Origin of the sequence: Catellatospora methionotrophica (assembly GCF_011297335.1) — a bacterium.
Lineage (GTDB): Bacteria > Actinomycetota > Actinomycetes > Mycobacteriales > Micromonosporaceae > Catellatospora > Catellatospora methionotrophica.
On record NZ_JAAOTJ010000009.1, the window covers coordinates 21176 to 35309 of the forward strand.

Consider the following 14134-nt stretch of genomic DNA (forward strand, 5'->3'; position numbering starts at 1 on the left):
TCGATGGTGCGGACGGGAACGCGCTGCCTGACGCGGTCGGGCGACGATCCGGTGCTGAAGACCGTGGAGCGGCTGCTGTCCGCTCCCGCGTGGCCGGCGGCGCTGGACGACGACGCGGCATCAGGCATTACCGCGGTGCCCGCCCCGCGGGTGCACCTGGCATCGGTAGAGTCAGCCTCAGCGCTGCGGTCCGCTGTCAAGGAGCCGCGGCAAGAGCGTACTCCGAGGGTGGTCTCGCGGTTGACCAGCACCGACAGCGTCGAAGAGCGTCGTTCCCGCTTCGAGCGGGACGCGATGCCCTTCCTCGACCAGCTCTACGCGGCCGCCCTGCGGATGACGCGTAACCCGGCCGACGCCGAGGACCTCCTCCAGGAGACCTTCCTGAAGGCATACGCCGCCTTCCACCAGTTCGAGGACGGCACGAACCTCAAGGCGTGGCTCTACCGCATCCTCACGAACACCTTCATCAACTCGTACCGCAAGAGGCAGCGGCAGCCCATCCAGGCGCCCACGGACGAGATCACCGACTGGCAGCTGGCGGAGGCGGAGTCGCACACCTCCCAGGGGCTGCGCTCGGCCGAGACCGAGGCGCTGGACCGGCTGCCCGACAGCGACGTCAAGGACGCGCTGCAGACGTTGCCGGAGGAGTTCCGCCTGGCGGTGTACCTCGCCGACGTGGAAGGCTTCTCCTATAAAGAGATCGCGGACATCATGAACACGCCGATCGGCACCGTGATGTCCAGGCTGCACCGCGGCCGGCGCAACCTGCGCAAGCTCCTGGAGGGCTATGCCGCGGAGCGCGGGTTCTCGGGCACGACCAGCGCTCGGGAGGCGTCATGACGACGGAACACGAGGACGGCGACTGCCGCGAGGTGCTCACCGAGGTATACCTCTACCTCGACCTCGAATGCTCTGACGACCGCCGCTCACTGATCAAGCAGCATCTCGACGAGTGCTCGCCGTGCCTGCGCGAGTTCGGCATCGAGCAGGAGGTCAAGGCGCTGGTGAACCGGTGCTGCGGGCAGGAGCAGGCGCCCGCGGAACTGCGGGACCGGCTCCGGGCCAAGCTCTCCGAACTCGTGGTCGAGGTCGAGGCCACCCGCGAGATGGGCTGACGAACGATCGGGGCTCCGCCGGACGGCGGAGCCTTCGTCGTGCTCAGCGCAGGCGGAAGACGTCCCCGCGCGGGGTGAACGGCAGCCGGGCCCGCTCGGGCATCAGGTACGCGTGCTCGCGGCGCACCCGCAGCACGTCGCAGTCGCCGTCGGTGATGATCAGGATCGGCCCGTCGGCGGGGAAGTCCTCGGCCCGTTCCAGCAGCCGGATACCGGGCTGCAGTTCGGTGCCGCCCCGGCCGCGCACCTTCACCCGCCCCGCGATGTCCTCGACCGGCAGGTAGCCCGCGTCGTAGGCGGCCGCGTCGCAGAACACCACCCGCGCCGCGGGCACGTCACGGGCCAGCGCGTACGACGCGATCGCGCCCAGCGCCCGGCCCATCAGCTCGGTGCTCATCGAACCCGAGGTGTCCAGCACGACCCCGAACGTGCGCTGCCGCTCGACCAGCTCGGGCCGCACCCTGCCCGGCCGCGGGATGTCCGGGGCCGACGCCTGGCGGCGGGAGGCGCGGGCGTACGAGCGGGTCGGCTCCAGCGGTGCGAAGTAGCGGTCGAACCATTGCGCCAGCTGCACGTCCCAGGGCGGCGGCGGGTGCTCCAGCACCCGGATCTCGGCGACCAGCCCGGCGGGCAGCAGGCCACGGCCGTGCTGCTCGTGATGGGCCAGCCCGCCGATCAGCGCCCGGCGGCAGAAGTCGTCGACGTCGCCCGCCCGCCGCGCCTCGCCCGCGCCGGGGATCGGCCGGTCGATCATGTCGCCCAGCCCGCGCCCGCGCAGCGTGGCCAGCTTGCGGTAACGGCGCAGGTTGGCGGTGATGAGGTCGTACACCTCCTCGGCGGAGTGGTCCTTGAGCGCCGGGTCGTAGAGCACGTCGTCGGGCATCTCCCCGACGCCCATCTGCACCAGCCAGCCGTTGATCACGTAGTCGGCGGCGACGTTCCACAGGTACGGGTCGCGCGGGCCGACCCGCTGCCCGTGGCGCAGCGCGGCGTGCAGCATCTCGTGCGCGAGCACGAACCGGCGCTCCGGCCCGGACATGCGGTGCAGCGGGTTCACGTAGATCTCGCCCGCAGCCGCGTCGACGGCCGCGACGGAGATCTGCCAGGTGCGCGCCAGCTCGGCGTCGGCGACGATCGTGAAACCCGCCGCCAGCGCACCGAGCAGCGGGTACGACGACACGAACCAGCGCCGTGCCTGCTCCCACGGGTGGTCGGGACCCAGCTCGCGGTCCCCGCGCGGCCGCTGCTGCCCGGCCTCCTCGACCGCCTCGGTCGCGGCGGCGGCCAGCCCGACGGCGAACAGCTCCGGCCAGGTCGGCGGCGGGGTCGCCGCGGCGGCCTGCCGTGCCCAGCGCCCGGTCTCCGGCTCCGGAGCGAACTCCAGATGCTGGTCGGGGGACGCGCCCCCGCAGCCCAGCGCGGCGTACTCGGCGGGCACGCCGGTGTCGCGCCACAGCGCGGCCAGCCGGTCCTCGTCGGTGCCGGGCAGCTCGGCGGGCACGGCGAACGGCGGCGTGCCGATACGCAACTGCTGCTGGAACCGGGTCACCGCCAGGCAGGCCGCCGCCTGTGCGGCATGGTCGGCGGTCCGGCCCGGCTCCAGGTGCCCGAAGCCGAGGTGCAGCGCGCAGTGCGCGAGCACCCACATCCACTCGGCCGGCTCGGCGGGGGCGTTGCGGTTGACCGTGATGAGGCCGTCGGAACGCACCCGCGCCCAGCCCCGGGCCCGGCCCAGCTCGGCGTCCTCGGCCCAGGTGCTGCGCAGCACCCGGCCGTGGTGCGACGAGTCGTCCATGGTCCGGAACATGCGCCGCGAGAAGACGGTGTGCGCGGCGGCCTGGAAGGCCTCCCGCCGAGGGTCCTTGCGCTGCGTGCCGCCGCGTCGGCTCACGTGCGGGCCGCGACCAGCCGGGGCAGGTCGCGGGTCACCTCCACCAGGAACCAGGCGGGCAGCACCGGGCGGCCCTCGGCGTCGGCGGCGACGACGAGCTGCGCGCACTCCAGCGAGATCTCGGCCAGCTCGACCAGCAGGCCCTTGGCGCGCATGGCGAAGTCGCGTACGGCCCGGCTCGCGTGCTCGCGGCTGTCCGGCAGGTCGTGGACCAGCCGGGCCCGGAACGCCTCGGCGAAGAAGAACAGCAGGTCACGGTCAGTGGCGGCGCGCGGCCAGGAGGCGTCGCCGCGCACGATCGCGTCCAGGCCGTAGCGGTGGCGGACCGTCTTGACGTACGCGCAGAAGCCCGACGCGTGCGCCGGGGTGAGCGTGCCGCCCGCCAGCAGGCGCAGCGTGTCCTCGACGATGTCGTCGCCGTAGGAGTGCAGCGCGTCGGACAGCATGTGCCAGGCGCGCGGGGTGGAGAACGGCTCCTCGGTCTTCGGCGGCTGCACCCACAGGTGGTCGGGGCGCTGGGTGAGGTAGTCGAGCACCCACGGGTGGATGCCCGCGCCCGCCGCCCAGTCCAGCCAGTCCACCGCCGAGGCCCGCAGGTGCAGGTGCAGCAGGCGGTTGACCAGGGCGGACGCCATCGGGCGGGCGAGCGCGTTGTCGGTGGCCCGGTTGCCCGCGCCGATCACGATCGAGCCCGCGGGCAGCTCGTACTCGCCGATGCGGCGGTCGAGGATGAGCGAGTAGAACGCCTTCTGCACGTCGGGGCTGGAGGCGTTGAGCTCGTCGAGGAAGAGGCAGTACGGCTCGGCGCGGGCGATGGACTCCGGCGGCGCGAAGCGGCTGCGGCCGTCGCGCAGCTCCGGGACGCCGATCAGGTCCTCGGCGGCGAGCTGGGTGCCGACCAGGGTGACACAGGGCAGGCCCAGCGAGTCGGCGAAGGCGCGGACCAGGGAGCTCTTGCCGATGCCCGGCGCGCCCCAGACGAAGACAGGCCGGACCACCGCGACGTGCAGCAGCAGGTCGGGCAGTTGGGCCGGGGTGAGCGTCAGCGCGGAGTGCACGGCGGGAAATGATCCGCCCCGCCGTGCACTCCGGCAACGTGATTAGGCGTTGGGTCGCTTGCCGTGGTTGGCCTTCGAGCCCTTACGAGCCTTCTTCTTACGGGCCTTCTTACCCATGGTGAACACCCCTTCCGTCTTCGGCGGTTCGCAGCCTCAGATCCTATGCGCAGGTTGATCGGCGCTGTCCAGGCGCTCCGTGATTGGATACGGAACGTCCTGCTTGCGATCCAAGGAAGGGGCCCGGCGATGGCCGAGGAGATCAAGGCCGAGATGGTGGCCAACGTGTGGAAGGTCGTCGCGGCGGCGGGGGACGAGGTGTCCGAGGGCGACACCCTGGTCATCCTCGAATCGATGAAGATGGAGATCCCGGTCATCACCGAATCCGACGGCGTGGTCTCCAAGATCGCTGTCAACGAGGGCGACGTCGTCCAGGAGGGCGACCTGATCGCCGTCATCGAGTAGTAGCCTCACCGGGCATGACCGAGATCCACGTCCGCCCGGCCACCCCCGCCGACCACGACGCGGTCGGCGCGCTGTCCGTCGCCGCCTACCGTGGCGACGGGCAGACCCGTGAGGACCACCCGTACGAGCCGACCCTGCGCGACGCCGCCGCCCGCGCGGCGCAGGCCGAGCTGCTGGTCGCCGTTGACGAGGCCACCGGGGCGGTGCTCGGCTCGGTCACCTTCGCGCTGCCCGGCAGCCCGCTGGCCGAGCTGGCCACCGAGGGCGAGGCGGAGTTCCGCATGCTCGCCGTGTCGCCGCTGGCCCAGGGCCGGGGCGTCGGCGAGGCGCTGGCGCGGGCCTGCCTGAACCGGGCGCGCGAGCTGGGCTGCCGCAGCGTCGTGATCTGCGTACGCGACTTCGCGGCCGACGCGCGCCGCCTGTACGCCCGGATGGGTTTCGTGCCCGCGCCCGAGCTGGACTGGACGCCGCAGCCCGATGTCGTCCTGCTGGGCCTGCGCTACCCGCTCGGTTAGCGGAGCAGGTCGAAGGCGACCTCCATGGCCGCCTCGCGCAGGTCCTCGTCGCTGATGTCGGTGTCGCGCAGCAGGAACCAGCTGGTGTTGATGGCGAGCACGGCCATGCCCGCGCGCAGTTTCGCGGTCGGCGTCGACTCGGGCTCGACCAGCAGGCCGATCAGGTCCATCATCGCCTGGCGCATCTTGGCCCCGGCCGGAGCGTTCTTGAAGGCTGGCTGGTTCTGGTGGAAGAACTGCATGACCTTGGAGTACCGGCCGGTGTACAGCTCCTGGGCGTAGCGCTGCAGCAGCTCGCGCCGGAACTCCGTCGAGCGGTGGTCCGGCTGGCTGCGGGCCCACTCCACGATCCGGCTGAGCTTGACGAGTTGGTCGGCGCTGAAGCTGTCGACGATCTCCTCTTTGCTCTTGAAGTGGTAGTAGAGCGCGGCCTTGGTCACGCCGAGGCTCTCCGCGATCTCGCGCAGCGAGGTGGCGTCGTATCCCTGCTCGGTGAACAGGTCCAGGGCGACGGTCTGGATGCGGGCACGGGTGTCGGGCCGGGCCTCGGCACTGCTGGTCGCGGGCTCGTTCATCACTGCTCCGTGTTACGTAGACCACACCGTCATCCGGACGCACGAACTAACTTGACGGCCGGCAAGTAGGGAACTTACCGTACGGCTAGTAAATATTCTAGCCGGGCGGCAGGTAAGCGTACCGGTGAACGAGTGGAGCCCCCGTGACCACAGTCCAGGACCGGACGTCCTCCCCTGAAATCCCCAAGCCGAATCTCCGGGTAGTGCTGCCCGGCCTGATGCTGGCCATCCTGCTGGCGATGCTCGACAACATGATCATCGGCACCGCGATGCCCCGCATCGTCGGCGAGCTGGGCGGCCTCGACAAGCTCTCGTGGGTGGTCACGGCCTATGTGCTGGGCACCACGATCTCGACCCCCATCTGGGGCAAGCTGGGCGACCTGTACGGCCGCAAGACCATCTTCCTGGTCTCGATCATCATCTTCCTCGTCGGCTCGGCGCTGTCCGGCGCGGCCGGCGAGATCATGCCCGAGTCGGGCATGAACCAGCTCATCGCCTTCCGCGCCCTGCAGGGCCTGGGTGCCGGCGGTCTGATGGTCGGCGCGATGGCGATCATCGGTGACCTCGTCTCCCCGCGCGAGCGCGGCAAGTACCAGGGCATGATGGCCGCGATCATGGGTGTCGCGATGATCGGCGGACCGCTCATCGGCGGCGTCATCACCGACCACTTCGACTGGCGCTGGGCCTTCTACGTGAACCTGCCGATCGGCGGCATCGCGCTGTTCGTCCTGGCCACCACGCTGCACCTGCCGAAGTACCGGACCGAGCACCGCATCGACTGGCTGGGCGCGGCGCTGCTGAGCGTCGGCGTGACCGCGCTCGTGCTGATCACCACCTGGGGCGGCAACAAGTACGCCTGGGGCTCCAAGGAGATCATCGGCATGGCCGTGCTGGGCGTGGTCATGGTCGGCCTGTTCCTGTGGACGCAGACGCGGGTCGCCGAGCCGATCCTGCCGCTGGGCATCTTCCGCAACCGCAACTTCAGCCTGGTCTCGGTGATCGGCTTCATGGTCGGCTTCGCGATGTTCGGCGCGATCTCGTTCCTGCCGCTCTACATCCAGACCGTGCAGGGCGCGTCGGCCACCAACAGCGGCCTGCTGCTGCTGCCGATGATGCTCGGCATGATGGTCACCTCGATCGTGGCCGGCCGCACCATCACCAAGACCGGCAGGTACCGGATGTTCCCGATCCTGGGCGGCATCACGCTGGCGCTGGCGATGTTCCTGCTGACCCGCCTCGACGTCGACACCTCCATCACCGAGTCCTCGATCTACATGGTCGTGCTCGGCGTGGGCATGGGCTTCCTGATGCAGACCACCATGCTGATCGCGCAGAACAGCGTGGACCAGAAGGACCTGGGCGTGTCCAGCTCGACGGCGACGTTCGTGCGCTCCATCGGCGGCTCGTTCGGTGTCTCGATCTTCGGCGCCGTCTTCGTCAACCGGCTCAAGGACGACCTGTCCAGCGCGATGCCGGCGGGCACCCCGGCCGGCGGCATGGCGACCGACGTCGGCGCCCTGCAGCCCGACAAGCTGGAGCTGCTGCCCCCGCCGATCAAGGAGGCGGTGCTGCACGGCATCGCGTACGCCACCTCGGGTCTGTTCTGGTGGGCGCTGGGCTTCGCGATCCTCGTCCCGGTCGCGGCCTGGTTCATCAAGGAGGTCCCGCTGCGCGGCTCCGAGGCGCTGACCGACGGCGAGCAGGCGCACCGCCCGCTGGTGGCCGTCGACTGATCCGCGGATCCCGCTGAGCGAGGCCCCGTCCGGCTGCATCCGCAGCGGGACGGGGCCTCGCCCGTGTTCAGCCGCGGCCGAGCAGCCGGTCCAGCCAGGAGCGGCGAGGGCGGGGCAGGGGAGCGGCCAGGCCCGGCGCGTACGTCGCGGAGGCGGGCCACTGGTCCTGGGCCAGCTCCCGGGCGAGCGCGCGCACGTCGGCGGGCATGCCGGGGGTGATGAAGGCGAGCTGGGCGACCGACGCCGCGATGGTGACCGCGCGGGTGCGCCGGGCGTCCAGCAGCGCCCGCAGCCGTGCCGCGACCAGCTCGGCCACGTCGGCCCGGCACGCGGGGTCCACCCAGGCGGCGGTGACCAGCGCGTACAGGGCTGCCTCGGTGGTCCAGTCCTCCGCACCGAAGACGATCTCCACCAGCAGCCGCCGCCGGGTCGAGGCCGCCCACGGCTCGGCGGTGCGGTGGTGCAGCAGGCCGACGCAGGCCCACACCTGCAACTGCCGTTCCGGCACCGACACCCGGTCGGGATCGGTCTCGACCGTCGGCGTCGGCGGATGCACCAGCGCCGCGAGCAGCTCGTCGACCGGCACCCCGGACAGCCGCACCGCCATGTCGTACACCATCGGCGGCGGCGCCCAGCCCAGCGGCAGCATGCCCGCGACCTCCCGGGCGGCGTGCGGAGCGGGCGGCTCCAGCGCGGGCGACGGCCGGGTGCCGTCGAAGTCCCACAGCCTGATCCCCGGCCGCAGCGCCACGCGCGGGTCCGGCGGACGCGGCTCGGCCGCCGCGATGGCCAGTCCCGGCCAGGCCCGCCTCAGCAGGGCCAGCGCGCTGGGCGACTCCATCGAGGACAGCCCCAGCTCGCCCGGATGGGTCCTTTGCTCGTCGGTCGTACGGCGCAGCGCGTTGACGCAGGCCTCGACGGCCGCGGGCACGTAACCCAGCCACGGCAGCCCGTCACAGCAGTGCTGCAGGTCGTGGTGCTCGTGGCTGGCGTCGGTGGTGGATCGCATGAAGTCGGCCAGCGCGACCAGGTGGTCCGGGTCGCCGTCGGACTGGAAGCGCAGCCGGTGCGCGGTGTGCACGGCGCAGTCGTACGACGGGTCCCGGACCAGGGCCTGCTCGATGAGTTCGAGCGCTTCGGCGGTGTGGCCGAGTTCGGTGAGCCACAGCGCGAGGTCCGAGGTGACCGACAGGTCCGCCGGGTCGTGCCGCTGCGCCGCGCGCATGGCCTGGACCGCGGCGGACAGCTGGCCGTCGGCGCGCAGCGCGTTGCCCCACCACATCTCGGTCAGCTTGCTCGACTCCAGTTCGACCCCGCGCTGGGCCCAGCGCAGCGCGAGCGGCACCTCGCGCAGCCGCCGGGCCACCCCGGAGGCCGCCCCGTGCAGCAGCGCGTCCTGCGGGTACGCGGTCAGCGCGCGCTCGGCCAGCGCCAGGTAGGGCCGGGTCGCGGCGGCGATCGGCGCGGGTGCGGGGTCCGGCAGCGCGCCGAGCACCGCCAGCAGCACCCGCACCAGCCGGTCGGCCGGGACCAGCCGCGCGTCCAGGGCCTGCACCCAGCTGACGTCGGCCCAGGCGCGGCTCGGATCGTGCACGGTCGCCTGGGCCAGCAGGCTGAGCGCGTCGGCGTGGCCGCCATGCCGGGCCAGCACGTGCGCGAACGCGACGACGCGGCCCACCGGCGCGCGCTCGCCGGGGCGGAACAGCGCCAGCCCGCCGTCGTCGGACCGGGCCGCCAGCTTGGCCAGCAGCTCGTGGGCCTCGGGCAGGCCGGGTTCGTGGGCCAGGGCCACCGACAGGTGGCTGACCGCGTGGTCCAGGTCGTGCTCGTCGAGGGCGAGGCCGGCCAGGGCGAGTTCGCCCAGCGCCTCCTGGTGCGGGTCGTTGACGCCGTCGGCCACGTGATCTCCTCGGTCCGCGGAGCACGTGGGGGTCCCTGCGGGAGCGACCGCGTGAGCGGTGGCGCGCCGTCGGGCCGTGGTCCGGCACGGACAGGCTAGAGCCGGTCGGCCGCGCTGTGTGCCCCTGCTCATTTGTGCGCGCAGTGTTGCTAGAGCGAGCATTAACGTGCAAGACTGCGCACTGTACGAGCTGTATCGCGCAGCACTCCAGGGCGAAGTGGTAGGAGACAGAGATGGCCCAGCGTGGCACCGGAATGGCAGCCGACATCGCCGAGCAGCCGGAGGTGTACGCGACCCTGCTGGAACCGGCCCACGCCGGAGCCATCGCGAAGGTCGCGAAGGTGATCGCCGAACGCCGTCCGCAGCACGTCGTGTTCACCGCGCGCGGCACCTCCGACCACGCCGCCCTGTACGCCGCCTACCTCACCGAGATCCGGCTCGGGCTGCCCGCCGGGCTGGCCTCGCCGAGCGCGATCACCGTCTTCGGCGCCCGCCCCGACCTGTCGCACGCCCTGGTCATCGGCGTCTCGCAGAGCGGCGGCTCGCCCGACCTGGCCGAGGTGCTGCGGGTAGCCCGCGCGTCCGGCGCGCTCACCCTCGCGGTGACCAACAACCCCTCCTCGGCGCTGGCGCAGACCGCCGAGCTGTCCGTGGACGTCGCCGCCGAGCACGAGCGCGCGGTCGCCGCGACCAAGACCTACACCGCCGAGCTGATGGCGCTGCTGATGCTGATCGAGGGCGTACGCGCCGGCGACGGCGTGCTGCCCGCCGACGAGCACGCGGCCCTGTCCGCGCTGCCCGAGCTGGCCACCCGCACGCTCGCCGACACCACCGCGACCGACATCGCCGCGCGCTACCGGTTCGCGGCGCGGATGGTCACCACCGGCCGGGGCTACGCCTACCCGTCGGCCCGCGAGGCCGCGCTCAAGCTGATGGAGACCTCGTACCTGCCCGCGCTCGCGTTCTCCGGCGCGGACCTGCTGCACGGCCCGCTCGCGATGACCGACCCGGACGTGCCGGTGCTGGCCATGGTCGGCGCGGGGCTCGGCGGCCAGGCGATGCGCGAGGTGCTGACCCGCCTCGACGAGCGCCGCGCGGACGTGGTCACGGTCGGCCCCGAGGCGGTGCCCGGAGCGAAGGCCCTGCTGACCGTGCCCGCCGTCGACGAGCGCTACGCCCCGCTGCTGGAGATCCTGCCGCTGCAGCAGCTCGCCCTCTCCCTCGCGCTCGCCCGCGGCGAGGACCCCGACGCGCCCCGCGGCCTGAAGAAGGTCACCGCCACGCTGTGACACGCGCCGTGAGAGGCTGACTGCGTGTCAACGCTGCGTGAACTGGTCGAGGAGCACACCTCGCTCGGCCCGGTCGACATCGACCACCTGCACCGGCTCGCCGGCGACTGGCAGATGATCTCCGATCTCTCCTTCGCGGACCTGCTGCTGTGGGTGCCGGTCGAGGGCGATCCGAGCGCGGGCCTGTCCTTCCTCTGCGTCGCGCAGGTGCGGCCGACCACCGCGCCGACGGCATACCAGGACGACCAGGTGGGGCGCATCTCCAGCGGCGCGGAGGTGGCCCACCTGGGCGTCGCGCGCGAGCAGGGCCGCATCTGGCGCGAGGGCGACCCCGTCTGGTACGGCGACACCCCGGCCCGGCACGAGGCCATCCCGGTGCGCCTGCGCGGCGAGGACGGCGAGGCCGGGCCGGTGATAGCCGTCGTCGGCCGGGACACCAACCTGTCCACCGCGCGTACGCCCAGCCAGCTCGAACTGAACTATCTGACCACGGCCGACGACCTGGCGCAGATGATCGCCGACGGCACCTTCCCGTCGGTGCGCCACCCGGGTGAGACCACCTCGGCCCCGCGCGTCGGTGACGGCCTGATCAGGCTGGACGGCAGCGGCAAGGTCACCTACGCCTCGCCCAACGCGCAGTCGGCCATCCGCCGCCTCGGCTTCTCGGCCCACCTGGTCGGCGAGGACCTGGCCGCGCTGTTCAACCGGCTCGCCGAGGACCCGCTGGAGGGCTCGGAGGCCAGCAACCGCATCCTGGGCGCGCTGCGCGGGGACGCCCCGCCGCGCAAGGAGATCGAGGCGCGCACCGCGACCGTGCTCAGCCGGGCGCTGCCGCTGATGCCCGCAGGCGTGCCCATCGGCGCGCTGGTGCTGGTCCGCGACATCACCGAGGTCAAGCGCCGGGACCGCGCGCTGATCACCAAGGACGCCACCATCCGGGAGATCCACCACCGGGTGAAGAACAACCTGCAGACCGTGGCCGCCCTGCTGCGCCTGCAGGCCCGCCGGGTCAACCACCCGGAGGCGCGGGCCGCGCTGGAGGAGTCGGTGCGCCGGGTCGCCTCCATCGCGCTGGTGCACGAGACGCTGGCCATGTCCGCCGACGAGGCGGTCGAGTTCGACGGCATCGTCGACCGGGTCGCCAACGCGGCCGCCGAGGTCGCCTCGCCGGAGTCGCCGGTGCGCACCCGCCGCGAGGGCACCTTCGGCGTGCTGCCCGCCGAGATCGCCACCCCGCTGGTCATGGTGCTCAACGAGCTGCTGCTCAACGCCGTCGAGCACGGCTTCGACTCGCTGGAGGGCAAGGTCGCCGACGGTGCCGAGGTGGTCGTGCATGTCAACCGGGCCAAGCGGGAGCTGCACGTGGTGGTCGCCGACAACGGCCGGGGCCTGCCCGAGGACTTCGACCCGACCACGAACAAGCGCCTCGGCCTGCAGATCATCCGTACGCTGACCACCGGTGAGCTGCGGGGCACCATCGAACTGCGCAACCGGGCCGAGGGCGGCACGGAGGCCCTGCTGTTCGTGCCGCTGGCGAAACGTGACCGTTGATTCCCCTTTTAACAAAGAGCGATCTGCGTCACCTCCGCGTCAATATGTGGGACGTAACGCGGCCGGTGATTGGCACGGGCCTGCCCGCCGTGAGAAAGTGACACCATGACCGCCGCTGCCAGCCGCCGCTTGATGGGGCTCGGGCTCACCGCCCGCCGCCACATCGACTTCGGCCGCGTGCGCAGCGCCATCTGTCCGGCTGGCTGATCCGCGCCCGTCTGTTTTTTCGAAACCCGGGCGCGCATACGCGCCGGGGACATTCATGTTCTTGAATTCGCCGCTCTGTCGCGGCGCTGGCGCATAGGCGCGTCCTCGCTCCACTGGACTACAGGAGGACGCTGCGATGGCAGCACCGGCAGCAAGCACGCCAACCCCGGGACGGGCCGCGCGCAAACCGCGTGGCGAGGGTCAGTGGGCGCTCGGGCACCGCGAGCCCCTCAACCCGAACGAGCGCACGAAGAAGGACGACAACGGCCTGAACGTGCGGGCCCGGATCGAGAACATCTACGCCCACGGCGGCTTCGCCTCCATCGACCCCGCCGACCTGCGCGGGCGGATGCGCTGGTGGGGCCTGTACACCCAGCGCAAGCCCGGGATCGACGGCGGCCGCACCGCGGTGCTGGAGCCGCACGAGCTCGACGACGAGTACTTCATGCTCCGCATCCGCGTCGACGGCGGCCAGCTCGACCTGGCCCAGCTGCGCGCCATCGCGAACGTGTCCAGCAAGTACGGCCGCGACACCGCCGACATCACCGACCGGCAGAACATCCAGCTGCACTGGGTGCGCGTCGAGGACGTGCCGGCGATCTGGCGCGAGATCGAGGCCGTCGGCCTGTCCACGACGGAGGCCTGCGGCGACACCCCGCGCGTGGTGCTCGGCAGCCCGGTCGCCGGGATCAGTGAGCACGAGGTGCTCGACGGCACCCCGGCCATCGACGAGATCGTCGAGAAGTACATCGGCGACCCGGCGCTGTCCAATCTGCCCCGCAAGTTCAAGTCCGTGGTGTCCTGGCTGGCCGATGTGCCGTACGAGGCCAACGACATCTCGTTCCTCGGGGTGGTGCACCCGGAGCACGGGCCCGGCTTCGACCTCTGGGTCGGCGGCGGCCTGTCCACCAATCCGATGCTGGCCCAGCGCCTGGGCGCCTGGGTGCCGCTGTCCGAGGTGGCCGAGGTGTACGCCGCCGTCGCCCGCCTGTTCCGCGACTACGGCTACCGCCGCCTGCGCGCGCGGGCGCGCATCAAGTTCCTGGTCGCCGACTGGGGCGTGGCGAAGTTCCGGCAGATCCTGGAGGACGAGTTCCTCGGCCGCAAGCTGGTCGACGGCCCCGCGCCGGAACTGCCCGAGCACCCGATCGACCACATCGGCGTGCACCGCCAGCGCGACGGGAAGTTCTACGTCGGCGCGGCGGCCGTCGCGGGCCGGGTCAGCGGCACGGTGCTGGCGCAGGTCGCCGACATCGCGCAGGCGCACGGCTCGGGGCGGGTGCGGCTCACGCCGTACCAGAAGCTGCTGGTGCTCGACGTCGCCGAGGACCGCGTCGAGTCGCTGATCACGGCGCTGGACGCGATCGGGCTGCAGGCCCGGCCGTCGTCCTGGCGGCGCGACACGATGGCCTGCACCGGCATCGAGTACTGCAAGCTCGCCATCGTCGAGACCAAGGCGACCGCCGCGCGCACCATCGACCACCTGGAGCGCACCATCGGCCGGATCGACGGCTCGATCTCGATCAACGTCAACGGCTGCCCGAACGCCTGCGCCCGCACCCAGGTCGCCGACATCGGGCTCAAGGGCCAGCTGGTCCCCGGCCCCGACGGCACGATGGTCGAGGGCTTCCAGGTGCACCTGGGCGGCGGCCTGAGCATGGCCCAGGGGCAGAACCCGAACTTCGGTCGCAAGCTGCGCGGTCTCAAGACCACCGCCGCGGAGCTGCCCGAGTACGCGGAGCGCCTCGCCCGCCGCTACCTCGACGGCCGCAAGGACGCGACCGAGCCGTTCGCGGAATGGGTGCTGCGGGTGGACGAGGAAGAACTCCGATGAGCGA

Annotated in this window: 13 protein-coding genes; 8 read left to right on the forward strand and 5 right to left on the reverse strand. The window is 72.0% G+C overall.

Annotated features, from left to right (window positions below; translation table 11 throughout):
- Positions 1 to 3: 3 nt before the first annotated feature.
- Both HAV40_RS20690 and rsrA read left to right on the forward strand, forming a co-directional pair.
- Positions 4 to 840, forward strand: a complete 837-nt coding sequence (locus HAV40_RS20690) for a sigma-70 family RNA polymerase sigma factor (protein WP_166383741.1) — start codon at positions 4 to 6, stop codon at positions 838 to 840.
- On the forward strand, positions 837 to 1115 hold the full coding sequence (rsrA, locus tag HAV40_RS20695; protein ID WP_166383743.1) for a mycothiol system anti-sigma-R factor: 279 nt from the start codon (positions 837 to 839) through the stop codon (positions 1113 to 1115). The genes HAV40_RS20690 and rsrA overlap by 4 nt, the downstream gene beginning before the upstream one ends.
- A 43-nt stretch (positions 1116 to 1158) precedes the next feature.
- Here the strand turns inward: rsrA and HAV40_RS20700 are convergent, their stop codons facing one another.
- Genes HAV40_RS20700 through HAV40_RS39220 form a run of 3 tightly spaced genes read right to left on the reverse strand, consistent with a single transcriptional unit; the run spans position 1159 to position 4181 of the window.
- Positions 1159 to 3006 (reverse strand): vWA domain-containing protein, encoded by a 1848-nt coding sequence (locus tag HAV40_RS20700; RefSeq protein ID WP_409364980.1) that lies wholly within the window; start codon positions 3004 to 3006, stop codon positions 1159 to 1161.
- Complete coding sequence (locus HAV40_RS20705; RefSeq protein ID WP_203671520.1) at positions 3003 to 4064, reverse strand: ATP-binding protein; 1062 nt, start codon at positions 4062 to 4064, stop codon at positions 3003 to 3005. The genes HAV40_RS20700 and HAV40_RS20705 overlap by 4 nt, the downstream gene beginning before the upstream one ends.
- A 42-nt stretch (positions 4065 to 4106) precedes the next feature.
- Positions 4107 to 4181, reverse strand: a complete 75-nt coding sequence (locus HAV40_RS39220) for a 50S ribosomal protein bL37 (RefSeq protein ID WP_120321693.1) — start codon at positions 4179 to 4181, stop codon at positions 4107 to 4109.
- 129 nt (positions 4182 to 4310) lie between these two features.
- Between HAV40_RS39220 and HAV40_RS20710 the strand changes: the two genes are divergently transcribed.
- A complete protein-coding gene (locus HAV40_RS20710; RefSeq protein ID WP_166383745.1) occupies positions 4311 to 4526 on the forward strand; it encodes a biotin/lipoyl-binding carrier protein in 216 nt (71 codons plus the stop codon).
- A gap of 14 nt (positions 4527 to 4540) precedes the next feature.
- The gene (locus HAV40_RS20715; RefSeq protein WP_166383747.1) at positions 4541 to 5041 is read left to right on the forward strand and encodes a GNAT family N-acetyltransferase; all 501 of its coding nucleotides are present in this window, start codon (positions 4541 to 4543) and stop codon (positions 5039 to 5041) included.
- On the opposite strand, the gene HAV40_RS20720 is transcribed toward HAV40_RS20715, so the two are convergent.
- Positions 5038 to 5616: a TetR/AcrR family transcriptional regulator gene (locus tag HAV40_RS20720; RefSeq protein ID WP_166383749.1), complete on the reverse strand. Its 579-nt coding sequence runs from the start codon at positions 5614 to 5616 to the stop codon at positions 5038 to 5040. The genes HAV40_RS20715 and HAV40_RS20720 overlap by 4 nt on opposite strands.
- Positions 5617 to 5834: 218 nt before the next feature.
- Between HAV40_RS20720 and HAV40_RS20725 the strand changes: the two genes are divergently transcribed.
- The gene (locus tag HAV40_RS20725; protein ID WP_166384129.1) at positions 5835 to 7349 is read left to right on the forward strand and encodes an MDR family MFS transporter; all 1515 of its coding nucleotides are present in this window, start codon (positions 5835 to 5837) and stop codon (positions 7347 to 7349) included.
- Between the two features lie 67 nt (positions 7350 to 7416).
- On the opposite strand, the gene HAV40_RS20730 is transcribed toward HAV40_RS20725, so the two are convergent.
- On the reverse strand, positions 7417 to 9249 hold the full coding sequence (locus HAV40_RS20730; protein WP_203671518.1) for a tetratricopeptide repeat protein: 1833 nt from the start codon (positions 9247 to 9249) through the stop codon (positions 7417 to 7419).
- 254 nt (positions 9250 to 9503) lie between these two features.
- On the opposite strand from HAV40_RS20730, the gene HAV40_RS20735 reads away from it, so the two are divergent.
- The 3 genes from HAV40_RS20735 to HAV40_RS20745 all read left to right on the forward strand — a co-directional run bounded on the left by HAV40_RS20735 (position 9504) and on the right by HAV40_RS20745 (position 14130).
- Positions 9504 to 10538, forward strand: coding sequence for an SIS domain-containing protein (locus HAV40_RS20735; protein ID WP_166384131.1), 1035 nt, complete (start codon positions 9504 to 9506; stop codon positions 10536 to 10538).
- 24 nt (positions 10539 to 10562) lie between these two features.
- Entirely contained in the window at positions 10563 to 12089 is a 1527-nt protein-coding gene (locus HAV40_RS20740; protein ID WP_166383751.1) for a sensor histidine kinase, read from the forward strand.
- A 343-nt stretch (positions 12090 to 12432) separates the two neighbouring features.
- Entirely contained in the window at positions 12433 to 14130 is a 1698-nt protein-coding gene (locus HAV40_RS20745; RefSeq protein WP_166383753.1) for a nitrite/sulfite reductase, read from the forward strand.
- Positions 14131 to 14134 lie beyond the last annotated feature (4 nt).